At 33.9% G+C, this 25576-nt stretch carries 22 protein-coding genes; 5 read left to right on the forward strand and 17 right to left on the reverse strand.

Annotated elements, in window-relative coordinates:
* Nucleotides 1–18: 18 nt before the first annotated feature.
* The 8 genes from F5ESL0233_RS07055 to F5ESL0233_RS07090 all read right to left on the reverse strand — a co-directional run bounded on the left by F5ESL0233_RS07055 (nucleotide 19) and on the right by F5ESL0233_RS07090 (nucleotide 11494).
* Nucleotides 19–2991, reverse strand: a complete 2973-nt coding sequence (locus tag F5ESL0233_RS07055; RefSeq protein WP_122059441.1) for an LTA synthase family protein — start codon at nucleotides 2989–2991, stop codon at nucleotides 19–21.
* Nucleotides 2992–3262: 271 nt separating this feature from the next.
* Nucleotides 3263–4372 (reverse strand): LCP family protein, encoded by a 1110-nt coding sequence (locus F5ESL0233_RS07060; RefSeq protein ID WP_090092478.1) that lies wholly within the window; start codon nucleotides 4370–4372, stop codon nucleotides 3263–3265.
* Between the two features lie 104 nt (nucleotides 4373–4476).
* Nucleotides 4477–5043, reverse strand: coding sequence for an aldose epimerase (locus F5ESL0233_RS07065; protein ID WP_122059443.1), 567 nt, complete (start codon nucleotides 5041–5043; stop codon nucleotides 4477–4479).
* A 488-nt stretch (nucleotides 5044–5531) separates the two neighbouring features.
* The gene (locus tag F5ESL0233_RS07070; RefSeq protein WP_122059636.1) at nucleotides 5532–6959 is read right to left on the reverse strand and encodes an MFS transporter; all 1428 of its coding nucleotides are present in this window, start codon (nucleotides 6957–6959) and stop codon (nucleotides 5532–5534) included.
* Nucleotides 6960–7146: 187 nt separating this feature from the next.
* A complete protein-coding gene (locus tag F5ESL0233_RS07075) occupies nucleotides 7147–9255 on the reverse strand; it encodes a BglG family transcription antiterminator (protein WP_122059444.1) in 2109 nt (702 codons plus the stop codon).
* Nucleotides 9256–9304: 49 nt separating this feature from the next.
* Nucleotides 9305–9595 (reverse strand): PTS sugar transporter subunit IIB, encoded by a 291-nt coding sequence (locus F5ESL0233_RS07080; protein ID WP_122059446.1) that lies wholly within the window; start codon nucleotides 9593–9595, stop codon nucleotides 9305–9307.
* Nucleotides 9596–9613: 18 nt separating this feature from the next.
* The gene (locus tag F5ESL0233_RS07085) at nucleotides 9614–11014 is read right to left on the reverse strand and encodes a PTS galactitol transporter subunit IIC (RefSeq protein WP_122059447.1); all 1401 of its coding nucleotides are present in this window, start codon (nucleotides 11012–11014) and stop codon (nucleotides 9614–9616) included.
* A 27-nt stretch (nucleotides 11015–11041) separates the two neighbouring features.
* Nucleotides 11042–11494, reverse strand: a complete 453-nt coding sequence (locus F5ESL0233_RS07090) for a PTS sugar transporter subunit IIA (protein ID WP_122059449.1) — start codon at nucleotides 11492–11494, stop codon at nucleotides 11042–11044.
* Between the two features lie 406 nt (nucleotides 11495–11900).
* Between F5ESL0233_RS07090 and hflX the strand changes: the two genes are divergently transcribed.
* Nucleotides 11901–13166, forward strand: coding sequence for a GTPase HflX (gene hflX, locus F5ESL0233_RS07095; protein ID WP_090092489.1), 1266 nt, complete (start codon nucleotides 11901–11903; stop codon nucleotides 13164–13166).
* Nucleotides 13167–13326: 160 nt separating this feature from the next.
* Here hflX and F5ESL0233_RS07100 read toward each other — a convergent pair whose 3' ends face one another.
* From F5ESL0233_RS07100 to F5ESL0233_RS07115, 4 genes are all read right to left on the reverse strand, one after another.
* Nucleotides 13327–14175: a C40 family peptidase gene (locus tag F5ESL0233_RS07100; protein WP_122059451.1), complete on the reverse strand. Its 849-nt coding sequence runs from the start codon at nucleotides 14173–14175 to the stop codon at nucleotides 13327–13329.
* 197 nt (nucleotides 14176–14372) lie between these two features.
* Nucleotides 14373–15098, reverse strand: coding sequence for a C40 family peptidase (locus F5ESL0233_RS07105; RefSeq protein WP_122059452.1), 726 nt, complete (start codon nucleotides 15096–15098; stop codon nucleotides 14373–14375).
* A gap of 210 nt (nucleotides 15099–15308) precedes the next feature.
* Complete coding sequence (locus F5ESL0233_RS07110) at nucleotides 15309–15794, reverse strand: C40 family peptidase (RefSeq protein ID WP_090092493.1); 486 nt, start codon at nucleotides 15792–15794, stop codon at nucleotides 15309–15311.
* Nucleotides 15795–15943: 149 nt separating this feature from the next.
* Nucleotides 15944–16489, reverse strand: a complete 546-nt coding sequence (locus F5ESL0233_RS07115) for a guanylate kinase (RefSeq protein ID WP_118896125.1) — start codon at nucleotides 16487–16489, stop codon at nucleotides 15944–15946.
* A gap of 94 nt (nucleotides 16490–16583) precedes the next feature.
* Between F5ESL0233_RS07115 and F5ESL0233_RS07120 the strand changes: the two genes are divergently transcribed.
* Both F5ESL0233_RS07120 and F5ESL0233_RS07125 read left to right on the forward strand, forming a co-directional pair.
* Nucleotides 16584–16901, forward strand: coding sequence for a DUF2187 domain-containing protein (locus F5ESL0233_RS07120; RefSeq protein WP_090092496.1), 318 nt, complete (start codon nucleotides 16584–16586; stop codon nucleotides 16899–16901).
* Between the two features lie 86 nt (nucleotides 16902–16987).
* Complete coding sequence (locus F5ESL0233_RS07125) at nucleotides 16988–18508, forward strand: O-antigen ligase family protein (protein ID WP_122059454.1); 1521 nt, start codon at nucleotides 16988–16990, stop codon at nucleotides 18506–18508.
* Between the two features lie 21 nt (nucleotides 18509–18529).
* On the opposite strand, the gene F5ESL0233_RS07130 is transcribed toward F5ESL0233_RS07125, so the two are convergent.
* On the reverse strand, nucleotides 18530–19150 hold the full coding sequence (locus F5ESL0233_RS07130; RefSeq protein ID WP_090092499.1) for an LVIS_2131 family protein: 621 nt from the start codon (nucleotides 19148–19150) through the stop codon (nucleotides 18530–18532).
* Between the two features lie 77 nt (nucleotides 19151–19227).
* A complete protein-coding gene (locus F5ESL0233_RS07135; RefSeq protein ID WP_122059456.1) occupies nucleotides 19228–19764 on the reverse strand; it encodes a hypothetical protein in 537 nt (178 codons plus the stop codon).
* 348 nt (nucleotides 19765–20112) lie between these two features.
* Between F5ESL0233_RS07135 and F5ESL0233_RS07140 the strand changes: the two genes are divergently transcribed.
* Together F5ESL0233_RS07140 and F5ESL0233_RS07145 are read left to right on the forward strand one after the other, a co-directional pair.
* Entirely contained in the window at nucleotides 20113–21690 is a 1578-nt protein-coding gene (locus F5ESL0233_RS07140; RefSeq protein WP_090092502.1) for a multicopper oxidase family protein, read from the forward strand.
* 148 nt (nucleotides 21691–21838) lie between these two features.
* Nucleotides 21839–22549: a C39 family peptidase gene (locus tag F5ESL0233_RS07145; RefSeq protein WP_122059457.1), complete on the forward strand. Its 711-nt coding sequence runs from the start codon at nucleotides 21839–21841 to the stop codon at nucleotides 22547–22549.
* 195 nt (nucleotides 22550–22744) lie between these two features.
* Here the strand turns inward: F5ESL0233_RS07145 and F5ESL0233_RS07150 are convergent, their stop codons facing one another.
* The 3 genes from F5ESL0233_RS07150 to F5ESL0233_RS07160 are packed head-to-tail and all read right to left on the reverse strand — an operon-like array spanning nucleotide 22745 to nucleotide 25530.
* Nucleotides 22745–23197 carry a threonine/serine exporter family protein gene (locus F5ESL0233_RS07150; RefSeq protein ID WP_122059459.1) on the reverse strand — a complete coding sequence of 151 codons (453 nt, stop codon included), beginning with the start codon at nucleotides 23195–23197 and terminating at the stop codon, nucleotides 22745–22747.
* Nucleotide 23198: 1 nt separating this feature from the next.
* Nucleotides 23199–23975 carry a threonine/serine exporter family protein gene (locus tag F5ESL0233_RS07155; protein WP_118897702.1) on the reverse strand — a complete coding sequence of 259 codons (777 nt, stop codon included), beginning with the start codon at nucleotides 23973–23975 and terminating at the stop codon, nucleotides 23199–23201.
* A 7-nt stretch (nucleotides 23976–23982) separates the two neighbouring features.
* Nucleotides 23983–25530: an ABC-F family ATP-binding cassette domain-containing protein gene (locus F5ESL0233_RS07160; RefSeq protein WP_122059461.1), complete on the reverse strand. Its 1548-nt coding sequence runs from the start codon at nucleotides 25528–25530 to the stop codon at nucleotides 23983–23985.
* Nucleotides 25531–25576 lie beyond the last annotated feature (46 nt).

Here is a 25576-nt window from a genome sequence, read left to right on the forward strand (position 1 = left end):
ATGTCAACAAAATTATTTTTACTTGTAAAAGCCATCAATCTTCAATCCATACGCTTTTCCAGCTGTCATATCATACTGAATTGTCTCATAATCAGCAAGTAATGCTTGTTGTTTTTTAGTCAAATACTTGGGATCAATTACTTGTCCCTTTCGACCAATTAATTCAAATCCTTTGTCCCCTTTAAAATTAATGGTAATTGCCGGCAATTGTTTATGAACTTCTGTTAATAACGCTTGATAAGGAGTGACCTTTGAATCGGTCTGCTCTAGCATCATAGCAATAAAGTCACTTGAGCTAACAAAATTATTAGCTTTACGCGGTAATCTTAGCTTTGCACCATGAGCACGCGCATATTTGTTTGAATAAATGAAGTAACGCGTTGAATGCATCTCTACTGGGTATTTAGCAGTGTAACTTTGTGAAATAATACTTGGATAATGATCTCCATAAAAGACTAGTGTAATTGGTTTTTTGATTTTATCAATTTCACCAATAAACTGTTTTACAGCCTTATCCGTATATTGCGTTCCTTTAACGTATGTTGCCATTTGCTCACGAATAGCCGGTGTATTAAATAGTTCGCCAGAAATTTTGCCGATGTATTCATTATGAGGATACCAATTGTTATACGGCATATGGTTTTGAATCGATATCAAATTGATAAATTGCCCACCGCTACGTGAATTGATTTGGTGTAATCCATTGGCATAGGTAGTAAAGTCTGAATTATAACCACTCTTACCTAATTTCTTTTGATCAATAACTTTATATTTAGACCCAGTATAGACGAATTTATCAAATTTAAACCGATGGTAATCCTCTCTTCTTGAATAATACGTACCAATAAATGGGTGAACCGCAGATTTATAATCAAAATTCATACCGATTGTTGGATAAAAATCAAAATTAGGTACGATTTGGACATATGGGGTCAAAGTTGATTTAAACATTCCCATGTTTAAACCAGTTAATGTTTCCCATTCCATATTCGCCGTACCACCACCATAGCCAGCACTAAGCATCGTACCATATGAAGAACGAGACTTCATTGATTCAATAAACTTAACTGGATTTGAAACAGAGTGGTCAAATCTAATAGTTGGAAAAGTATTAGGATCAACAAAACTTTCACTTAAGTTAAAGACAATTGTCTGGTTATGTAAATCATTCTTACGCGTTTTATTAATTCTATCTGCAACCTTAGCATATTTATTACTTAAAGTCTTAATTGATGAGGCCGAATAGTTATCCGGTTGGTCCATAATTTGTAAATCAATATAATTTAGAAAATTTAATACCGGACCATTGACTTGAATATCACGTTCAGGGTTGCGGAATGTTTGTTTATTATCAAACCCTCGATTAACGTGGTAGATTGCACCACCATCATGATTAAAACGAAGTGGGGTCATAAACAGTAATAAACTGACTAAGGCCCAAATACCACGCCGTTTCCAGGAGCCTCTTTTCTTAATCGGAAACTTAATTTCTAAAAATACATTAAGCAAAATTACAAGTAAAATTGCAAGTAAAATTACAATTACAGTTGTTTTACCAATCATTGGAAGCAAAGTTTTCCAATTTACAATTTCACTTATTTCAGTTGGGTAGATTGGTTCACCACGCAATAATAATTTAATCTTATTCGCTACTGCCCAACCAATCGCAATTAAACTAACTAATGTATTTGAGGTCCAATAACGTGTAGTTACAAAATAAAATACCGAAAATAAGGCATCAAGTAAAATAGTAGTTAAAATAATAGCAAAGAATCTCGTCCCCAATAAGTAGACGATGGCATTAATTGTCTTAGCGGTACTGATTTGAATTCTAAGATTATCTGATTCAATTAAAAATGAGCCAAAACTCAAAAGATAGAACCAAGCCCAGGTCAACAAGTTAACTCGATTAGAGATAATAAACTTAATAAAAACAGCCCACAGTTTTTCACAAATTTTTGCTAAATTAGATTCATGATCAAGATAAGTAATTACTCGCTTAAAGGGCTTAAACTGAAACAAATAGCGCTCAAGAATTAGATCCCATATACCAATAATTACTAAGACGGCAATAATCACCAGTAACTTATTAATAGTTGAAGAACCAGTAAACCGAAAAGAGCCCATAAATTTTGCCGAAATTGGTGCATCCATGAGTATAATTAATGGAACAAATAAACGCATTTGCTTAGTATTAAAGGTCAGAATAATTTTCTTAAATAGTAAGAAAATAGCCACTACCATTAAAAACATAAATGGTGATGAGGGATTGTTTAGGAATTCGCGATTCCAATCGCCGCCCCCATTACCAGCAACTATTTGTGACCAATAAACTGCATCAAAGCCAGGTACACCTATCAAAACAACAACCAGTGATATTAACCCACCAGTAACTATTAAACTTAATGCTTTACCATTAATTGACACTTGAGCTAAAAACATACCCCAAGCAAAAAAGAGAATTAAGTATAAGCCATAAATTGAATATTGAAATGTAAGATTGCCTGCACTGAGAGCAAAGCCAAAAATAGTAAGCAAGCTTAAAATAAGCCAGCTCTGCTTGCTTGTCAATTTATGCAACAAATCATACAAATGTGACTGAACTAATAAACTGAAAAGCAATCCCGCAAATAAAACTGAAGTACTTGCAATAATCGGAAATAACATGCCCCATATGCGCCACATATTAAAATGACCAGGTAACTTACAGAAAAAAAGTACATAATAAATAATAAGCGTTGCACTAGCCATTAGCCAATACTTAAAGCTTTCACTTGCACTCAATTTTTTTCTACTATATACTGCTCCAAAAATCATTGGCACTATTATCAGAGTCATATTATGTAGCATATCAGGCACGAAACGAATGAATGAATAGTGTGTTCTAGCAGCAATTCCCTTCAAGTTAAACATTTGAATCAACATGAAAAGAGCTGCAACCAGTAAGCAAATAATCTGTGCAACAGTTAAAGATTTTTTATTTTTATTCATATTTCTAGTATATATCCCTCACTAAAAATGATGTTATTAACCAGTGTCTATACTTTTTACACTGCATTATAATCGATTATGTATAAATATGATCCTTGTAACTTATAAAATCAACCAGCAAAGTAGTACTTACTAAACTTAGCTGTAGCTACTGCTGCTCGATTATAATAAACTCAGGTATTTCTCCCTAACGCTCGGAAACTATGCCTTAAAATTGCCAATACTAAATCCAAACACACACAAGAAAGTGTTAATGATGCTATAAATATCATTAATTATCACCTTCTTCCTGTATTTGATTCTGATAATCATTAAATATAGTATAATCCTGAGTTTCAGGATCATTAAAGTCAAAGCCACGCTCTTTATTACGTTTATTCTGATACGTCTCATTATTATCAATCAACTCAGATTTTAAGCCCAATTCCTGGCGCAAACGATCCGAAATTCGCTGTAATTCCTCAGTTGATTGGACTTGATAAGAAGCATCGTAAATTGTGGCATTATGACCATGAAGATAATCATTTTGTGCCTTCTTAGTCGAACTGCGATAGTTAAGTGCAATTTGTTGCAGAGCATCAAAAGGAAGATTTGTTTTAACACTACCTGAAACTGAAGTTAACACTGAATCAAGTTTTGTTAAAGTACCCGGTGAAACCGTCTTTTCTATAAGTGTTGTAATTACTTGTCGTTGACGTTTCTGGCGACCGTAATCTCCTTCTGGGTCATCATATCTCATTCGTGAATATGCTAAAGCACCGCCGCCACCCATATGGGTTAACTGTCCCTTCTTAAAAACATATCCACCATACTCAAAGCTAAGCATTGGCTTCAATTTGATACCACCAGCGTAGCTTACTAAGCGCATGATTCCTTTCATATTAACTAAAGCATAATATTTAATCGGTACATTAATTAACTTAGAAACACTTGCCATTGCCATTTTGGCGCCACCAATCGAATAGGCAGCATTAATTTTTTCTACCTGAAAGTTTGGTGTACCAATCATCTGTGCCATAGTATCTCGTGGTACAGACATTAAAGTGTATTGCTTCTTTTTTGGATTAACTACTGCAACAATAATAGTATCAGTATTACCCACTTCATCAGTTCGATCCAAAGCTCCGGTATCCGTACCCATCAATAAAATTGCGAATCTATTCTTACCATTAAATTCCCCATGCTTAATTTGCACATGGGCACTATTATCATAAGTACTATCAACAGCCTCTTTAGTTCGAAAATAGAGATAGGCCGAATACGCTACAATTACAAAAACAATGATGCTAAGGAGTAAAATTAAGGCATATCGCCTTTTTTTATAATCCTTTGCATGTTTTTCAACCCGACTTTTGCGTGGATGATTATGATTGTGATTCATATTTCTTTACTTACCCAATTTAATTATACAATGGATATATTATAGCAAAAAAAACAAGCCGTTGTCGGCTTGACTCTGATATCTTATTAAAAACATTAAATTGTTTACGTTAATAACAATGATAGACCAAATTCTTCACCATGATCTTTTTCTAATTCTGCTTGTTTCATTGCAGCAACAATTTGATTGTTCTTTACTGCTAAGGCAAGACTAGACGAGATACACTGTAATTTAACAGCATTCTTGCTTAAAATAACTTCATTTACCTTTTCCTCTTTTGCCCAACCATCAGGTATATCAACTGCTAAAGATAAAGAAAATGGCATAGTTTTATGGGAATTGTTTTTCAAGTAATATTTAATATCAACTCGATTACCTTCAACAGCATAAGTTAAAATCACTTCAAAATGATAAGGAAATTTCTTATAACTTGAATTGTCATCAATCAAAGCCAGACTTATCCTTGAATCACCTTTATCAACAATTGTCCAAGGTAGAATTTTTGCTAAATTTTCATTTTGATTTTTGCCAGTAAAATCAACTATCAGGTTCCTTTGCAGATCACCATCTTTAAAATAATCGATTTGATTATTTTGAGATATAAGATTAACTAACCTTGCCCTTTTTTCATCGATTGCAATACGCAAAATCGAACTTTCAATTATTTGCATAGCTTACTCCAAACTTTCTTCTCATACAAAAAATATCACTTAACTAGGCTTGATGTCAATCATGGAAAACGAGTGTCCTAGCTTCACTATGACAAAATAACAATGATACAATAATAAAAAATTATTATTATCAAAGAAAATATTTTATATAAATAGAATAAAATATTAGCAAAATCAGTTCTAATATATTATAATAACATTGTTCCCGAGAATTATAAAAATCAGTTTTTGGAACAAGTTAATAAAAAGAGCACCCCTATAATAGGGGTGTTTTTTTGCTTATAATTTCCCAAGCAATCACTAGATTTTTTACCACTAATAAGTTTACCATTTTATAGTTACTATTGCTGTTTAAAAAATACAAACAATTAATCAAAATACAAGATAATATTTCAAATAAAAACACCACAATTAATCTCTATTATCTCAAAACATGAGATAAATCAACATCAAATTGTAGTGCTTTAAATAAATATAATATTTTTAATTTAATTTTTTCTAAACAAACGCCAACCACTTAAAATTACAGTTACTAAACAGATAATCATCGAAATAATAAAAACAACATGCATGCCATAAATAAAAATTTCTGGTTGTTTCGGTAAATAGGCCGTTACTCGCGCACCCTTAGCATGACTCATTGCTGCAAAAAGAACAGTAGTTGCACTCGATATTCCAATTACCATCCCTAAATTTCGTGAAAGTGAATTAATACTGCCAGCAATTCCTAAATCTTTTTGCTGAACTGAACTCATTACTAATGAATTATTAGGTGAAGTAAAGATGCCACTTCCTAATCCCATAATTGCAATGCTACCAACAAATAGCCAAATTGAAGAATTAAGATTACATAGTGAGTAACAAATTTGGCTAACTAATAAAAGAACTAAACCAATGAAAGTTAACAATTTTGGATTCATTTTATCAGAAAGTGCACCAGCAACTGGAGCCGCAAAAAATTGAACTATTGGTAAAATCATCAAAATATAGCCTGTTTGACTTGGCGCTAAATGACGTGCATTCTCCAAATAAAATGGAGTAACTACATTAAAAAAGAAGTTAGTAATAAAAACTAAAAGTGCACATAATAAACTTACTGAAAAATCGAGATTTTTAAACAATTTAAATTGTAATAATGGATTTTCAGCGTGGTTTTCAATTGAAACAAACCATATAAAGCTAATAACGCCAACTAGTAGCATTGCTAAAACTGGTAAAGACGTAAAGCCAAATTGTTGTCCTAAGAAAATGCCCCCAAACAACGCAATCATTCCCAAGGCAAAGCTAAAAGACCCCATTTTATCAAGGCTTGAAGTAGTGAAGGTAATATCCTTAGGAAGATAAATTGCACCTATTATTGCAGCAACAATCCCAACCGGAACATTCAGCCAAAAAATATATGACCATGATAGCTTACTTAAAATAAGTCCACCTAATCCTGGACCCGCAATTGATCCTAGAGCAACAAAAGATCCTATTGTCCCTAGTGCTTTACCTCGTTCCGTTGTAGGAAAAATTTCTGTAATGATACCATTGTTAGTGGCCATAGTCATTGCGGCCCCGATCGCTTGGATAGCTCTTGCTACAAGTAAGAATAATAGATTTACTTTAATCCCTGATAACAAAGATCCAGCAATAAAAAAAATTGCTCCAAAACGAAAAATTTTAATTTTTCCGTGAAGATCACTTAACTTACCGAAAAACAAAATAAAACTACAAACAACGATTAAATAAAGTGAAGCAACCCATTCCGATTGACTCATTGGTATATGTAAGTCGTTGCTAATTACTGGCAAAGCAATATTGACAATTGTTCCGTCAAGCGTAGACATAAAAGTAAAAAGACCTACAGCTACTAATATCCACCAGCGATTTTTTTGTACTTTTTGATTATTTTGGTAACTTAAAGTTTCCATCATTTCTACTAGTCTCCTTAGTTTTTAATTTTGGTTAGGTACCTTATAAGATTCAATTATACACTTTATTTTCACTAATGCAAACTAATCAAAAGCGACCACCTTATTTCTGTGGTCGCATTCTTTTTCATATTTATTAGTCCAATTAACAGTAAGATAAATTAATATTTTTTAACTACCATTTTATTTAAAAGCATAATAAAATTTGGCGTACTTCTCGAATAGATTTAGCCTTAAGCAAGCGCAAAACATTTTCTTTATCCCTAACTATATCAATTAGTTGTTCCAAAGCCTTTTCATATTCACGTTTCATTCCTGGTGATAAGACAAACATACAGGTCACAATTTCTTTTTGTTGACAAGCTTCTATTACTAAAGGATGATCTAATAAAATTAACACTATACCTGCTTTTTTACTACTAGTATCAGGTGCAGCATGTGCTAAAAAGATATTATTAGCAATAAGCATATACGGTCCATATTGCTCAATTAAATGTATAATCTTCTCGCAATAATATTCATCGATAATCCCATCTTGTTCTAAGATTTCACATCCAAAATGTAGCACGTCCTGCCAATTCCAATCATCATTATTATGTAAAAACTTGATACGATTTGCAGATAACAGGTTACTTAAAGTTGGTAAATTATAATGAACAGATTTTTGATTTTTTGGAAAAATAAAGCGATCTAAGCTCGTTCTTAAACCATTTTCATCTTTAACATCTGCATACTCATTGATGATAGAGACTAAACTATTAACAGCACTTTCATTATGCTCAATTTTACGTGAAATTTTTTGGCGTAATAATTTTTCAATCGCACTTTGATCATGCTTAGTCAGAACAGCTCTAACATTTACAACTGGAATAGGATATACGGTATCAGTTAAATTAGCCGTGCTAATAATTAATTTTGCTTGATAAGACCGCTTAAAAATTTGCGGTAAATCACGAATTTCTAGTGGTAAAGAAAATTTTATCAATGGATACATTTTACTGAGTTCTTGATAAAGCATAGCAGATGTACCTATTCCACTAGAGCAAACAACTAAAACATCTGCTAATGCTGCTCGTTGTAACTTGTCCATATCTGAAAAATCTTGATAATTTTTATGGCTAACTGATCCAAAATACAAGTATATTAAAGCAACTTCATTGCTTGATAATCTTTTATGTAAGAATTGTTCAAGTGGTGCACATGCAACTGCTGTAAATTTAACCAATTCTGGATACTGCCGTTTGATTTCATCTACTTCATTTGAAGAAAATGGTAAATCAAACTTCACTCGGAAAAAAGTGGCATACAAATGGTTACATAAAACTTGAGTAAATAATTTATCAGAAATTTTTTGCTCTGTTAATTGCTCATAACGAAAAATAATTTCTTGGGCAATACTATCTAAATTATGGTATAAATCGGCCTTAACACAATTAACTTTAGTAGCTTGTGAACACAAAACAAATTTACTAAGAAAAACCACTTCACCTCTAGGCACCTTTTTTCCAATTAATGATTGTAATATTTTTTCACAGGTAAATAAAACATTGCTTGTATTAATTTTTATCCACTCTAAGTCTGCTGTGCTAAAAATACATAATCCATGCTCAATCCGCCATCTTGTAAAAGTTAACAAATATGCTAACTGTTCAATAGAATTTTCCGAAAAAGTCATTTCTAACTGCTTTTGCGCAGTACTAATTATTGTCTTAGCTTCAGTAATTGAAAAATCCAAATGCTTGATAAATTTAAAAACCAGTTTATTTTGATAAAGCAGCAATTCGTATATTACTCCTCGTATTGTCGACTCATCACTAATAATTCGATGCCCGAATCTAGAACTAGCGATTTTGAGTTGCGGAAAGCGCTCATTAAGTGCTTTAAAATCCTTAATGATTGTATTACGTGAGCAGGAAAATTTTCTTGCCAATACATTAATTGAGCAATATTTATTTTCCCCGATTAGCATCAAAACAATCATTATTTGTCGATCAGCGGCGTTGACACTTTTAATTTGACTATACCTAGATACGGTTTCCATTATCCCAGCATCAGCCAACAATTTCTTTTTTGTCTGATTAGTAATTTTATAACCATATTTAGGAACGTTAATGATTTCGTCTAAATTATTTTGACGTAAAGTTTGATTAATTAATTTTAACCAATTAAAAGCTGTTCGCCGCGAAATACTAAAAGTTTCTAAAATTTCTTTTAAACTTACAAAATCAGGGGATTTAACCAAATAATTTAATAGCCTTTTTTCCTTAACGGAACTGGCAGAATTGCTTGTCATCATGTTAATCACCCTTCAAATTTTAGTATCTTAGCAATTTGACAAAATAAAACTAAAGACCCAATTTGTTAACTACTTCATCGATGATATTTTCAACACCAATATTTGTTAACAATGGTAAGCCATTAATTACTGGTGTATTAATAGCCTCATTATCATATTGAGTTGTGGTAATCACTAGGTCGTAGTCATTAGCCAATGATTCGACTTGGGCCACAGAAGACTGACCTAAAGTATATTCAGCTGCAGAAATTCCTCGATTAGCTAATTCTTCTTGTAACTTATTCATTGCCGACGTACTTGTAACTACCCCAGCTCCACAGGCAACTAAAATTTTTTTCATAATATATTCTCCTTAATTTTACTTTTTATCTTGAATAGCAACTTCTCTATGCTTTTCTTCTGCAATAATCTTTGTTCTATTCCACCAACAAAGGCCAATGATCAAAAGTAACCCAACTGCATATGCGATTAGCTTAGCTGGAGCTACTTGCACAATTAGCCACGGATATGGATTAGAGCCATAATCAATACTTGAAATTAAGGATGATCCTTTAGGAATAGTAAAATGAGCTGCCCTTGCGCTGCTAGTAACTAATGGTGCTAAATCCGTACCTATCCATAATCCTAAAACTACATTAACTGCACCAATAATAAATGACCTAAAGAAATCACCATGAGTGATTGAAACAATTAATGGAAACATAAAGACAAAGCCGACTAAACCAATTGTGGGTAAGAATTTATTACCTGGTAAAATAAAAGCAAATAATAATGCTACCGGAATCATCAAAGTAGCACAAGCTAACACAACAGGACTACCAATTCCCACAGCAGTATCCATTCCGATATAAATTTTTCTTTTGCCAGAAAACTTTTTTTGAATAAAAGATTGAATTGCATCAGAAACTGGAACTACTCCCTGCAAAAGTAAAGCAGCCATTTTGGGCGTAATGATCATTACTGCAGACAAAGTAACACCCATCAGCATTATCTTCCCTAGCTTCGTAGCCACAGTGATGCCCGGAATAAACCCATATGCCAAAATTCCAATAATAATCCCAATAGCAAATCCTAGGAGTGTTGGCTCACCCCACGAGCCAAACTTTTTATTAAAATCTTTAGCATCCAGATGAATCTTATTAACACCAGGAATTTTATCCATCACCCAGTTAAGAATAACCGCAATAGGTACAAATGAACCTGCATAAGCATGTGGAATTGAAATTCCTGGTAATCCTAAATATTTCTCCGAAAGCGGCGCAGTTCTATCCGCAGTAACCATAATGACAATCATATTTACACTGGCTAAAAATAAACTGAGCACAATATCTTTAGTTAAGGCATAAACTAATGAGCCACTAAAGGCAAAATGCCAAAAGTCCCAAATATCAACATCAATCGTTGATGTGGTCTTAGTTACTAACATTAAAACGTTAATTGCAATTCCTAGCGGAATCATACTCACACCTACTGCCGTACCATAGGCAATCGCTGACGCTGATGGCCAACCAACATCAATTACTTGTAAATTCAAATGCATAACTTGAATCATATTCTTAATTGCTGGATTCATAACATCAGTTAAAATTGAAACAGTTGCGTTTAATCCAATAAAACCGATTCCGACCATTAATCCACCTCGGAGTGCTTTAGTAAATGGTACACGGACACATAGGCCAAAAATCAGCATAATAATTGGAATTAAAACAGTTGGACCTAAGCCAACAATATACATAATGAAATCAATTATCGGTTTCACAATAATTCCTCCCAAAATAAATTTTATCTAAATATGTTCAGAAATGACCTGATATAGTTTTTGACTACTAGTGATGCCCTTAAGTTGTTTTAATAGCTTTTGATCTTGAAACAAGGCCATTAATTTTTGTAACATTTCTACTTGACTATGTGGATCTTTTAATGCCAGCATTACTACAATTTGAACCCTTAAAATCTCATCTGTTATTGCCATATTATGAAATTCTATTGGCTGAGACAAAGTAGCAAATGTAATCGCTGCTTCATTAACGTAATCAACATCTGTATGGGGGATTGCTACTGCGATTTCACCGCTAGGCAGGCCAGTAGGGTGAAGTAACTCTCGCTTTTTGACTGCTTGTTCAAAAGAAATCTTAACTTTACCCTTATTTTGCAGCTTCTGTGCTAAATAATGAATAATTTCATCACTACTAGTTGCTTTTACATGGGCAAAAACCAAGTCTGGTTCTAAAATTTTCATTTATTCACTCCTTTCTTTATTTTATAATTTAAGCACTTACATAGTTACTATATAAGTAACTGTTACCATTAAATTCCAGTGCAATTACTGCACCAATCAAATTATGCTTATGTGCACGTTAAAGGTTAAAATCACACTAAAAAGAGTTACTAACTAGTTTTAAATAAATAAAGCACATCACTAAGGATGTGCTTTTATTTATCATAATTTTTAGCGATCACAAAAGAGACTTTATTAATCAAAATTAATAATAACAACCAAATATTTCATTTTGGTAAACCTAGCCTTTTGTATTACAATTAAAGTTAATTTATAGAAAGAAGATGTAATCATGTGGCTAATTTAAGTTGAACAATAGCGATGTAATTTACCAATTAAATTTTCAAAGAAAGAATAAGAGGCTTAAATGATTAATAATATCCCTCAACCAATCAAAGCATTTCTCGCTGGCGTCAATTTAAATGATCCCAATTTTGATTATTATATGACTGAGCTCGCTAATTTAGCCACAGCAGCCAATTTAGATGTAGTTGGTCAAGCGCGCCAAAATGCTACTCAAGTAGTCACAAGTACTTATTTAGGTATTGGAAAAATTAATGAAATTAAAAACATAGCCCATGGCTTGAAAGCACAAGTATTAATACTAAATGATGAACTGTCACCTATGCAAATTCGTAATTTAGAAAAATTAACAAAATTGCGGGTCATTGACCGGACAGAACTTATACTTGAAATTTTTGCAAGCAGAGCACGGACTAAACAAGCTCAATTGCAAGTTAAACTGGCTCAACTACAATACGAATTGCCACGATTGCATCCATCAGAAAACAATTTAGATCAACAACGTGGTGGTAGTTTGGCCAATCGTGGTGCAGGTGAATCCAAATTAGAATTAAACAGAAGAACTATTGGTAAACAGATTGCGGCTATTAAGCGCGAACTAGAACATGTTACAAAGCAAGAAGCGATAAAGGCTAAACGCCGTAATCAAAACCAAATTCCTAAAGTGGCATTAGTCGGTTACACTAATGCAGGTAAATCTACTACAATGAACGGTTTACTTACAAAATTTTCCCAAGAAAATGAAGCTAAGCAAGTTTTTGTTAAAAATATGCTTTTTGCAACTTTAGACACTAGCGTACGCCGAATTAAATTAAATAATAATTTTAGTTTTATTCTTTCAGATACAGTGGGATTCATTTCAAAATTACCACATAATTTAATCGAATCCTTTAAGGCAACATTGCAGGAAGTAAAGGATGCTGATCTTTTAATTAACGTTGTCGATGCCACTGATCCCAACATGCTACAAACGATTCATACTACACAAGCGGTCTTAGCCGAGATTGGTATAAAAGATACACCAATGATTACTGCTTATAATAAAGCAGATAAAACTGAACGTGACTATCCACAAATTGAAGGGGATAATCTTTTATATGCTGCCACTAGTCAAGCATCTATTACTGTCTTAGCACAATTAATTACTCAACATCTCTTTGCAGCATCCCAAAAAGTAGAATTACTTATACCCTTAACCGCTGGCAAAATATTATCCCAGCTTCACGAGCAAACACAAATAATTGACGAAAAGTACCAATCTGATGGGGTCCACTTATATGCTCGTTTAACACCAGATAAAAGTTTACAATTTAAAAAATATATAATTTAAAATTTTGCGCAGAAGAACCAATTCCTATTTAAGCAGTAATTGGTTCTTCTTTACTCGTTAGAGATTTAGAAAACAGTCTAAATTAAGACAAACATTCTATTTTAAACGATAAATTACATATTCAATTTTAAGATAACTAAATTTAGTAATTTTTAGGCAATTAAAAAATTACCCGCTTAGCCACACATGGATAAAAATATGAACTAAGCACTTGTTGAACTACTCCTTGCTCAGGGGTTGCGGCATGAATAAATTGATTATTACCTATATAGATACCTATATGATATGGGGCATTGACCGCCCCCCAATAAAGTAAATCTCCTGGCTTAAGCTTATCCATTGAAACTGTACTACCAACTTTTACTTGATCTGTTGTAACACGGGGTAACTTAACTCCACCAACTTGATTATAAATATACTGGACTAACCCAGAACAATCAAAATTATCCGGACCGTTACCACCCCACACATAACCTTTGCCAACTTGAGCTTTGGCCATATCAACTACTGCTTGTATTCGTTGCGCTGCATTGACCCTGTTCTGTGCATTTAGCCCACGATTATTTTTTGGCTTGTTAGTAGGTACCACTAACTGCTGCTCAACTTTTTGTCCTTTTGTTTTTTTATGGTTTTTGGTTTCTTTACTTGCTTTATCTGGCAGTAGATGTAATTGTTTTTTATTATTTGGCTTTTCTTTTTCAAGATCTATCGTATAACGTGCTTCAATCCACTCATTTTCGCCAATTTTATACCACAGACGATCTTTATGATCGATTGCTATTTCTGCAACATTCCATTTACTATTATTTTTGGCACGAAAAGTAATTAATTGTCCACCTTCATAATTAGTCCAAATTTTTACGCCCTTGCCAGGCAAATAATTAATTTGAACACGTTTAATTGGCGCTTTCATAGTTGTAGCATTGACCGACTTAAGTGGTGCAACTACAGTTACTCCAGTCATAGTTAGTGTAGTTGCCAGTCCCATTTTCCAAAAATTACGCTTCATTTAAGTCAATTCTCCTTTAATAGCATGAAAATGATCAAAAAATAACATTCCACTTTATCTTAACCGCTTCAACTATTTAATCAAGTCTACTTACTTAAATGATAACAAAAATTTTAGAGATCATGTTATCTAATTTTTGAATTAGCACTAAAAAAACACTTAAAAAATTATTTTAAGTGTTTTTTATTATTTCATTTTTAGTCAAGCACGCGCTTAGCAACTGAAGGGTAGAAGTATGAACTTAAATTTTCTTTAACAACGCCTTGTGCAGGAGTGGCCGCATGAACAAACTGATTATTACCAACATAAATCGCCACATGATATGGAGCACTTGCTGAACCCCAAAATAAAAGATCACCTGGCTTTAGATTTTGCATTGAAACTTGCTTACCTTGTTTAACCTGAGAATAGGTTGTGCGACTAATTTCCTTGCCAGCTTTACTATAAACATATTGCGCTAAACCAGAGCAGTCAAACGCGTCAGGACCATTACTTCCCCACACGTATGCCTTACCAACTGCAGCTTTAGCCAAATCAGCCACCCTTTCCCCTTGCGAAGAAGCCTGTACATAAGCTGTTGCGGTTCCTTTAACAACTTTTTTCTTTAATTTTTTAGTATAACATGCTTGAATCCACTGATTTTCCCCAATTTGATACCAGGTTTGCCCAGATGCATCGACTGCATTACTGATGACATTCACAGTCTTCCCATGCTTAATTCTCTTGCCAGTAAAATCAGGATTCTCATAGTTATCCCAAACATTTACACTATAACCAGGAATATAGTTAATCTTGACTTTTTTGGTTGCAGCTTCAACCTGAGTCGCAGTTGTCTTAACATTAGTAGCATTAGTAATACTAATTCCTGTAATAGTCAAAACTGCAGCAGTAGTAAATTTTATTAAATTACTCTTAACCTTCAAAATCAGATTCCCCCTATACTTTAAGTAAAGTTGATAAATAAAATAATTTTAGCTCTACTTCATCTCGCTAACGGTAATTTTACTCGCAAAATATTACAAAGCAGTTACAAATATGATACTAGTAAGTAAAAAAGCCCTCAGAAGTAAATTTCCCCTGAGAGCTTTTGCTTTATTTATTTTTTAGAAATATCGTTGAACTAAGAACTTTAATTATTCTAGTACCCGTTTTGCAGCGGAAGGATAAAAGTAAGTACTGAGTGGTTGTTGTCTGACACCTTGATCAGGAGTGGCCGCATGAACAAACTGATTGTCACCTACATAAATAGCTACATGGTATGGAGCAACTGTTGACCCCCAGAAAAGTAAGTCTCCCTTTTTTAATTTCTTCATTGAAACTTTTCTGCCTAAACTTACTTGTGAATATGTTGTTCTAGGTAAAACAGTATTGCCCGCCTTTTTGTAGACATATTGAACTAACCCCGAGCAATCAAAGGCAGACGGACCAGTAGCGCCAAATACATAGCTCTTACCCACTTGTTTTTTAGCAAGCTTCGCTATTTTATTGCGACTCTTGGTTATTGTACTAGCACTAACATCATCAGTAGTCGCATTTACTGCTGTCGCAGTGGTCACGCCTGTAAAAAATAATACTATAAATGCAATTAATTTAATTAAGTACTTACGTCCGTATTTCAAAATTAGTTCCTTTTCTCAAACAAATATTTCATAACTTCTAAATCAACTTTCTCTATCTTAACCATTAAATATTACATATACATGTCAAATGAGCTACAAAACTATAAGATTTAGTTGTTAAAAAAACCACTTTTGAAACATTTACTCCTTTAGCCTTGTAAATGACGGATGATCGCTGTCAATCTTCTTTCTGTTTCAATCCAATTATCATTAACTAAAATATGGGCATCTTTTTGCAAATTTTGCGGTAAGGGGTTTAATTCACTACCGCTAAGTCTTTCTTTAATTTTAGCTAAGTTGTCGCCCCGTCTTAATAGTCGCTGCTGCAATTCTTTCTTAGTGCTTGCAGTTACATACAAAAAATATACCTGCCCCCTGATTGCATTAATATACGCTTCAACTCCGCTTATATCCACAATCAGAGATACTAGCTCACTTTTTTCCCAAGCCTTATCAAGAGCTTCTCTACTTGAACCATATTGGTAAGATCCATATCTAGTATGCTCAAAAAAATGCAATTTTTCAAAACTAGTATTAGTTTCAAAATGATAAGATTGATTCACAATTTCTTCTGGACGTTTGGGCCTAGTTGTGTGCGTAACCACCCGTGGAATGCAAAATTTTTCTAGCAGATATTCTGAAATCGTTGTTTTTCCTGCACCACTCGGGCCAGCTATTAAAATTAATTTTCGCATAATCCAGGCTCCCTCTACTTGAAAACAGTTTATTTTTATATTAGTATCTTTCTATTATAATTAAACATGGGTAAGAGAGGAAGTAAAACTCATCATGAAAAAGACAGATATAAAATTAGATGATATTTTGAGTGCAAAATCTGAAGAAGAACTTACTAAACCCTTTTTGGGTAAGGTTGAAAAAATTTATGAAAATTCTGCCCTGTTATCAATTATCGACTACGATAAAGCTGATAAAACGGCAGTTAGTGACCTCAATAAAAAAATTGTTGTTAATTTTAAAAATCTCAAGAGTGCTCCCAAGCGTAAAATTAAAGAAATTCAAGCTTTAGCTAAAAGTGACGTTAAGATTGAAAAAATTGCTAAAAGTGACCTCAATAACATCGAAAATCCCACTGACAAAAATAAATAGATATACTTTATAAAAGTAGTGCTTATCCCACTACTCTTTTTTTAACTATTTTACTTTAAGCAAAATAATAATTATGGAGAAAAAAAGTGAAAGAAAAAACAAGAACTATTTTATTTTGGTTTATCTTAAGCCAACCCTTTTTAGATCTTTATTGGTTTTATCATGGACAATTAGCTAATATTTTCCCCTTTACCTTACCAACCATTATTCGCATTTTGGTAGTTGGCACATTAATCGCCCTTTTTTTTAGCCAAAAAAGGTCTTGGCAAAAATTGACAAAAGAAAAACTGTTATTAGTTTATTTGCTACTATTAATGTTTTATTCTGCGTTGCACTTATATCACGTCCGTAATTTTACTAGCATAAGTTTAAGTGATTATGGCTATTCAACTAGTAGCGAAATTTTTTATTTAATTAGAATGGTTTTGCCTTTAATTGTTTTATATCTAACTAAAGAAGCAAAATTTACGCAAAAGCAATTGCAGCAAGTAATTGAAGGTATTTCTGGTCTTTTTTCTGGTACAATCGTAATCTCTAATCTATTTGTAATTTCCTTAAAATCTTACGAAACAGGCACAATCAGTGCTAATATCTTTTCCTGGTTTACTAACCAAAATATTGGTTATTCACATATTGCATCAAAAGGCTTCTTTAATTTTACCAATATGATTTCGGCAGTACTGTTCATGTTATTACCTTTAATGCTCTACTATATGTTTACCTCTTGCAGTTGGCACACTGCTTTTCTGACTAGCATTCATGCCTTAGCTATGGTAGAAATTGGTACTAAGGTAGCTGCCATTGGTCTAATTGGTGGACTTAGCATTTGTTTACTTTTATTCTTATTTCATAAATATGTGATTAAAGATGTCAAAAACGGTAATTGGGCCTTATTAATTACTATTTTTATTGGTTTAAGTTCACTGGGGCTAACAGCTATTGGTCCAGCTGTGCAACGTTACAATTATGAAATTTATTTAGCAAAACAGTCTGACCATGATTTGACAAGTGAAAATCACAAATTAAATCAAGGATTAAAAAAATACCCCACTGGCAAAAAGCGAGCAGAATTTTTATGTAAATTTATCCAACACAATTATCAAGCATATGCTCTTAATCCCAAATTTGTTTTTAAAAGTTATCCATATCAATCTGACCCTGAATTTTGGTTAGCAATTATGCGCGAACCCGGTCAAAGTCGCATGGGAAATCGCCATATTGAGCAAGCCATGCTTAAACAAGTTGTTAAAACTAATAATAACCATTGGGATAAGTTCCTTGGCATTTCTTATGTGCGTGAGAACAATATTTTTAATCTGGAACGCGACTTTGTAGCTCAAATCTATTCTTTAGGTTGGATTGGAATGCTCTTGTTTGTCGGCCCTTATTTATTAGTTTTATTTTATGCAACTTATAGATGGTGCCTAAATAAATCAACTCGTACTTACTTAATCAGTTCACTACTTGTTGCTAGTACTTTCGTCCTTTTGGCGGCATTTTCTTCTGGCAATGTACTTGACTTTTTAACTGCTAGTTTTATTTTAGCCTTTATTGAGGGTAACTTATTAGTCTGTCTAAAAAGTAACAATACAAAAATGATGGTCTAATTAACCATCATTTTGTTAAAATTATTTTTGCTTAATAAACGAAGCATCGGGAATTCTGATTAAATAATATCTAGTTGCTACATGACCCGCATGCAAGCCAATTCCATTTTGCCAATCTTTCTTATATTTTGCTGTATAAATAGCAACATAAGCATGCTGAAATTTTTGATCCATTTTGCGCAATTCCTGTTCACTATAAGGAATTTTAGCTGCGTTAATGTCTAACGGACTTTTACCGTAAACTACAGTTGCAAAATCACTTGATACTTTAGCTTGCCTGCCATTACGATAATAAGTATAAGTCTGTGTACCAATTCTTTTCTTTTTAGAGTCAATCACAACATAACTAGAATTACCTGAGCCAGTATTCATGATTAATGGCTCATAAATAACGGTTGCAGCAATTTTACTAGTATCTTCTAAATCAGGATTATCTAGCACAGTCCTTCCGAAAAGCCATAACGTACCTACCAATAAAATAGCTACTTCTAAAAAATCAATAGCTAAATTTAACCAGCTGAATTGCTGGTGTTTTTTTATAATCATCGTAATATGGCGCTTACGAATATTTTGAACCACAAAAAATAAATACAGAATAATGATTACCCATAGTAAAACACCAAGTAAATTCCAGCTAAACATGATCGACCTCCCGTAATATCTTCATTATATTGTAAAAAATTGCTTTTGGATAGTCATCTCAATCAAACTTACAATGCTCAATCAATCTTCTTAGCTTTATTTTCTGCCTTACTTTTACTTGTCTTAACCGTTTTCTTAACGGCCGTAGTCGGTTTTTCATATTCTCTAACTTGTTTAATCTTTTCGACCATCAAGTCTGTTAATCGCTCAATTAGCTCAGGTTCAGTTTCTTGCATTTCTTTTTCAGTGGCTAATTGGTCAATCCTAAAACCCGATGCGTTTAAAAATTCTGACTTAGTTTCAAAATAAACAAAAACTGGATAAGACTTATCCTCTTCAAAAAAGTTAGCAATTTTTTTGTAATTACTATACGGCAAATTGATGATGTTAATTTCTAAAGCAAATGTCACTGGTCGCTGTCCAGTTACTTCAACTGCAATACGACTCAATGAATCATGCTTAATAGCAGCTACTGTTTCTTTAATCATTTTAGAGGCAATAATTTTTATTTTACCCTTGGATTTACTAATATCAGCATATTTAACCGTCTCTAAATCCTGTAAATAATCCTCTTGTTCAATTTTTTCAGTTAAATCTGTTAAGTTAATTTTCAAATTACAAATTCCTTTATTTCTATATTAGTCCTATATACGATACTCAAATTTTAGTTCAAAAACAATTTTTTTTGATTGCTTTTAAAATTATTTTTAAAAAAAACATTTTTTAAAAAATATAATTTTTTTCAACCTTTTCTAAATTAATATTATGCTATTTGTACTATTGGCATGGGGCTGTCAGGCTAAAAAAATAACACTTTTTCGTTTACTATTACTTAAAAGTTACATATAATAAAGCAGCTGAAAAAATATAAAGCCCCATGCTTTACAAGCGTTTTCACAAAGAGTAAATTTAGTATATATCAAAAAATTTAGCTAAATTTTTTAATTGAAAGGTAGACAAACATGTCAGATAAAGTTTACACAGATTATTTTTATAATTCAAAAGATTTTGATAAAAATCATGGTATGGGCTACAAAGAACTTCATATTCCAGAAGGTGTTGAAGCACAACCACTAATTGTTCCACCAGTTTTGGAACCAGACAAACAAGAGTACAATGATGTTTGGTATACCATTGAATCTCAAGAAGGTGATTTCCAATTTTTACCTGGTAAAAAAACCCATACTTGGGGCTATAACTTCCCAGTTCTTGGTAAAACAATGGTATTGACTAAGGGGCAACATGTTCACGTAACATTGAAAAATAGTCTACCAGAGTTAACCACCTACCACTGGCATGGTATGGAAGTATCTGGTCCTGGTAACGATGGTGCTTGTCACTCCCCTGTATATCCAGGTGAAGAAAAACACATTGACTTTGTCGTTAACCAACCTGCAGCACTCACTTGGCTACATGCTCATCCCTGTCCATCAACTGCTTCACAAGTTTGGATGGGACTAGCTATGGGTGTGGTCGTTACTGATGCTAACGAAGCTCAGTTGCCAATTCCTAAAACCTACGGCAAAGATGAATTTCCAATTATCTTGCAGGATCGTATCTTCCATGAAGATAATCAATTTGACTATAAAGCTGATTATAATGCAATGGGTATCTTCGGAGATACACCTGTTATTAACGGTGTGGTCCGCCCTTATGTTGATGTCACTACTCAGAAAGTTCGTTTAATTTTCTTAGGTGGGTCTAACCGTCGTGAATGGCGCTTACACTTTAGTGATGACTTAGTAATGACCCAAATTGGTGGTGATGACTCATTCTTAGAGCATCCAGTTAAAATGACTAAAGTTTTAATCGGGCCAGGCGAGCGCCAACAAGTAGTTGTTGATTTTAGCGACTATAAAGAAGGCGATGTGGTTAACCTTTACACTGATGACTTTAAGTTAGTTGAATTTAGAATTCACAGCTATGAAAAAGATGATAGCGTAATTCCTGACACTTTGTTCAAGCCATATGATCCAGTTGTTAATCCTAACTCACCCGTTCCCCATGTTACGATGGACAACCATAACATGATTAATGGTAAGTTATTCTCAATGCAAAGAATTGATTTAAAGCAGGAATTAATGAATGCTGAGTACTGGGATGTAACTAATACCAATGATACCACTCATGGGATGCTACACCCCTTCCATATTCATGGAGCGCACTTCCTAGTTGTCTCACGTAACGGCGAAGCACCTTATCCAAACGAACAAGGGGTATACAAGGATACTGTTGAAGTTGCTCCACAAGAAACGGTTCGGTTGAAAGTTTACTTCCAAAATACTGGTGTCTTCATGTACCATTGCCATATCATTGAACACGAAGATGCTGGTATGATGGCCCAAATTCAAATTGTTGATCCAAAAGATCCTGATAAAAAATATCACTTAATGGATATGGAAACCCTAACCAAGGCTTTTGCTGAAGAAAAGGGTATTCCAATGGATGAAGTCTACTGCCCAGGTATGGATACTGAAGGGATGGCTGTTAAAGGTGAAGATCATACTATGGATGCATTTTCAGGTGCAAGTCACCACTAATTAATTTTAATTAATACAAAAGCGTCAGGAATTTATTCCTGGCGCTTTTATATTATCTCTAGCTAGAGCAAAATAATATTTTCTAATATTTATTAAATTAATTCTTCTAATTTTGCGCTTCTGCTACTTTCATGCTATAAATAGCTTCATGAATAGAAAAAAACAGCTTACTAAATATTTGACATACCTGGCAATTAGCCTTATTATCCTAGGGCTAGTTTTTATTGGACACAATTTTAATCAAATCAAAGACAAATATGATTGGTTAACCATTAAATCAGAACAAAAATTAATGGTTCCGCTCGAAAATCAATATCCCGATTTACCCAATGGGTGTGAAGTCACGTCATTAGCGATGCTTTTACGCTATTATGACATTAAAGTCTCCAAATTAGATTTATCCGAAAAAATCAAACATGTATCTTCCTTCTCCCAAGATGGGCGCTACCGCGGCAACCCACATGTTGGCTTTGTCGGCTACATGAGTCAAGCCAATGCTGGCTGGTGCGTTTATAATGAACCCTTAGAACAAGTGGGTCAGATATATACAAATCACATAGTCAATTTTACCGGTCATGATTTCATTCAAGTTCTGCGGTTAGTTTCACAAGGACATCCTGTATTAATTATCACGACTACTAATTTTAACCATGTTACTGACATGCAAACTTGGGTAACGGCCCAAGGTCCTGTCCATGTAACACCTTCCTCTCATGCCTGTGTAATTACAGGCTATAACAAGGATAAACAAATCGTCTACGTTAACGATCCATTTGGCTATCAAAATAAGCCTGTATCTTGGCACGGTTTAGAAAGAAGCTTTAATCAACAAGGCAAACAAGCTTTATATATCAACTAAAAAAGAGCAGATTCACTTAAGAAACTGCTCTTTTTACTTAAGGCCTATTGTTAAAATAGGTGACCACTTCTGTTCACATCAGGTTAGTCAATCACCAACACTTCCCATGTCTGCCATTAAAGGCGGGTGTCCTCTTATCTAAAAGGCGCAATTGCGCTTTGTCGACTCGCAAAGATTATTATAGGCAACATTTACTTATTTGTAAATCTTTTTTATTCTAAAAAAGATTTCGACACACATATTAGATAACAACATTCCTAAGGCTATCGCCCCAGTCACAATAATTACCCGCAGAATCGCATCACTGGCACCATTAAGATTGCCAGCTGTCAATTCACGCACTGCCTGATAGGCTGGCACTCCTGGAACTAGTGACACAATTGCTGGTATATAAAAAACGGTTGCTGGACATTTTTTCTTCCGCGCAAAAATAATTCCTAAAATACCTACGGCAAATGAGCCGAATAAATTTGCCAGCAAGCGTCCCATGTTAGCTTGCATCGCCAGCCAATAAATTAGCCAACAAATAATCCCACTAATTCCTGCTAAATTGAGCACTCGTCTAGGCACATTGTTAATAATCGCAAAGCCAAGAGAAGTAAGGTAAGCAAAAATAATATTAATAACTATTTCTAACCAGAAAGGCATTTTACGCTCCCAAAAATTTCAAAACAATGCCGACGCCACCACCCAAAGCAAAAGCGGTTATCCCTGCCTCACATATCTTAACCATTCCCGAAAGTAAATCTCCTTTAAAAAGATCACGCAAAGCATTAGTCAGTGCAAGTCCTGGTACTAATGGCATTATCGCTCCTGTTAAAATGTTATCAATTATCATCTGTGGAAATATATGAACCAATCCTACAGCAACAGCTGTCATAACAATAGCTGCCACTAATTCTGATAAAAACTTAATTTTAGTATAGTGCTTAAAATAATAAAAAGAAATAAAACCAAGTGCACCAACAACTGCAGCTGCTGGGAAATCAATCCAATCATAATTATCCATAAACATTACCATTAATGTAGCACTTGCAATTGCAGCACTAAGTACTTGCAACCATAAAGGAAAAGTGGGATAGCCACCTTGGGCAATTTTATTAACTTCCTGTCGTACCTGCTTTAAAGTAAGCTCTTGGTTTGCAAAGGAACGGGATAATGAATTAATCCGATCGACTAGTTCAAGATTAATATTACGTTCATGAATTTGGATTGTTTGACAATAATTACCACGATCTAAACTCATAAAAATTCCAGTTGGAACAATAAAAACGCGGGGATCAGTTTCACCTGCACTTTTGGCAATCCTAATCATTGTATCCTCGACACGATACATTTCACTGCCGCCTTCAATCATCAGTTCGCCTACTTTTAAGCAAGTATCCAATAAATCCTGATAAAAAAGTTTTTCATTTTCGTTGCCCATTTTCCCCTCAAAGTTTATTCATCGTTTCAATATCAATTGTCTTATCAATCCAGTTGCCTTGGAAAAAGTCACGTTCATGGCTGACAATAATTACAGCACCAGAAAACCTAATAATAGCTTGTCTCAAGGCATCTTTTGCATCACGATCTAAATGATTTGTTGGCTCATCTAAGAAAAGTAAATTAGCCGGTTCAAACTGCATCTTAGCTAATTTGACTTTTTCTTGTTCCCCACCAGATAATTTTTTCAATGGGCTCATTGCCTGCTGAGCAGTTACGCCTAGCCTAGCTAAAGCACTACGCAATTCTTTAGGTTTTTGCTGTTCAAATTCTTCTTGTAAATATTGTAGTGGCGTCATATTATTGTTTGGCCAAATTAAATCTTGCTTAAAATAAGCTATTTTAGTAGCTACTGAAATTTCAAAATGCCCTGAAATCGCAGGTAACTTCCCTAACAAAGTTTTTAGCAAAGTTGATTTACCAATGCCATTAAAGCCAGTAATTGCTACTTTTTCATTGCCACCAAGCGAAAAGTTAAAAGCCTGTTTCACAAGCGGTCGATCATAACCAATTACTAAATCTTGTGTTTGTAAAAGCAAATTAGCCGCGGTGGCCACATAAGGAAATTCAAATTTGACGTGCCGATTACCCTTAGGTGGATTAAGAACTTCTAGCTTAGCTAATTGCCTTTCTCGTGACTTAGCACTTTTAGCTCTTGTTCCAGCCTTGTTTTTGCGAATATAAGCCTCAGTCTTAGCAATCTTGCGTTGCTGATTAGTGTAAGCTTTCAGATAAGTTTCTCGATTCGCCGCCTTTTGCTTCATAGCTTGCTTTAGCGTTCCCGTATAGTGGGTAATAGTACCTAAATCAATGTCAATAATGCAGTTAGCAATGCGTCCCAAAAAATCATAATCATGACTGACCACAATAAAAGCACCTGCAAATTCATTCAAGTAATTCACTAACCAGTCAATATGTGAAACATCTAAATAATTAGTTGGTTCATCTAAGACTAAAACATCCGGAGCTTGTAGTAGTAATTTAGCTAAAATGATTTTCGAACGTTGTCCACCCGATAATTCAGATACATCATGGTCATAACCTAATTCAGCTAAGCCTAGACCCGATGCAACGCGTTCTATTTCAGTGTCAATGCCATAAAAATTATGTTCTTCTAGATAAGTCTGTACTTTACCTGCTCTTTCTAGCAGGTTATTATCGCCGCTTTCTCCATACTGAACATATAAATCATTTAATTCGTTTTCTTTTTGATAAAGTGCCGTAAAAGCTGTCTGCAAAAAAGCCCGAATTGTGACCCCAGGCGTCAATTTAGCATATTGATCAAGATAACCTACACTCACCCGATTCTGCCATTTAACCTGCCCTTCATCTGGTAAAATTTCGCCGGTTAAAATTTTAATTAAGGTTGATTTACCAACCCCGTTTTGACCAGTAACGCCCAAATGATCCTCTTTTTTTAACACAAAATTGGCATTTTCATATAGTGTCTTATCTACAAAGTGCTGGCCTAAATTACTAACTGTCAACAAGCTCATCGTCCATCTTCCTCAATTAAAAATACACTTGCTTTAGTATATAATA

Source organism: Lactobacillus sp. ESL0233, from assembly GCF_003692995.1.
In the GTDB taxonomy this organism is placed as follows: domain Bacteria; phylum Bacillota; class Bacilli; order Lactobacillales; family Lactobacillaceae; genus Lactobacillus; species Lactobacillus bombicola.

What these genes read in the sequence shown, in the direction of transcription:
- F5ESL0233_RS07155 (WP_118897702.1), bottom strand. Translation starts at nt 23,975, where the DNA reads ATGGGCAACGAAAATGAAAAACTTTTTTATCAGGATTTATTGGATACT.
- F5ESL0233_RS07115 (WP_118896125.1), bottom strand. Translation starts at nt 16,489, where the DNA reads ATGCGAAAATTAATTTTAATAGCTGGCCCGAGTGGTGCAGGAAAAACA.
- F5ESL0233_RS07055 (WP_122059441.1), bottom strand. Translation starts at nt 2,991, where the DNA reads ATGAATAAAAATAAAAAATCTTTAACTGTTGCACAGATTATTTGCTTA.
- F5ESL0233_RS07130 (WP_090092499.1), bottom strand. Translation starts at nt 19,150, where the DNA reads ATGTTTAGCTGGAATTTACTTGGTGTTTTACTATGGGTAATCATTATT.
- F5ESL0233_RS07145 (WP_122059457.1), top strand. Translation starts at nt 21,839, where the DNA reads ATGAATAGAAAAAAACAGCTTACTAAATATTTGACATACCTGGCAATT.
- F5ESL0233_RS07075 (WP_122059444.1), bottom strand. Translation starts at nt 9,255, where the DNA reads ATGATGACAAGCAATTCTGCCAGTTCCGTTAAGGAAAAAAGGCTATTA.
- F5ESL0233_RS07120 (WP_090092496.1), top strand. Translation starts at nt 16,584, where the DNA reads ATGAAAAAGACAGATATAAAATTAGATGATATTTTGAGTGCAAAATCT.
- F5ESL0233_RS07140 (WP_090092502.1), top strand. Translation starts at nt 20,113, where the DNA reads ATGTCAGATAAAGTTTACACAGATTATTTTTATAATTCAAAAGATTTT.
- F5ESL0233_RS07090 (WP_122059449.1), bottom strand. Translation starts at nt 11,494, where the DNA reads ATGAAAATTTTAGAACCAGACTTGGTTTTTGCCCATGTAAAAGCAACT.
- F5ESL0233_RS07150 (WP_122059459.1), bottom strand. Translation starts at nt 23,197, where the DNA reads ATGCCTTTCTGGTTAGAAATAGTTATTAATATTATTTTTGCTTACCTT.
- F5ESL0233_RS07100 (WP_122059451.1), bottom strand. Translation starts at nt 14,175, where the DNA reads ATGAAGCGTAATTTTTGGAAAATGGGACTGGCAACTACACTAACTATG.
- F5ESL0233_RS07080 (WP_122059446.1), bottom strand. Translation starts at nt 9,595, where the DNA reads ATGAAAAAAATTTTAGTTGCCTGTGGAGCTGGGGTAGTTACAAGTACG.
- F5ESL0233_RS07160 (WP_122059461.1), bottom strand. Translation starts at nt 25,530, where the DNA reads ATGAGCTTGTTGACAGTTAGTAATTTAGGCCAGCACTTTGTAGATAAG.
- F5ESL0233_RS07060 (WP_090092478.1), bottom strand. Translation starts at nt 4,372, where the DNA reads ATGAATCACAATCATAATCATCCACGCAAAAGTCGGGTTGAAAAACAT.
- F5ESL0233_RS07070 (WP_122059636.1), bottom strand. Translation starts at nt 6,959, where the DNA reads ATGGAAACTTTAAGTTACCAAAATAATCAAAAAGTACAAAAAAATCGC.
- F5ESL0233_RS07065 (WP_122059443.1), bottom strand. Translation starts at nt 5,043, where the DNA reads ATGCAAATAATTGAAAGTTCGATTTTGCGTATTGCAATCGATGAAAAA.
- hflX (WP_090092489.1), top strand. Translation starts at nt 11,901, where the DNA reads ATGATTAATAATATCCCTCAACCAATCAAAGCATTTCTCGCTGGCGTC.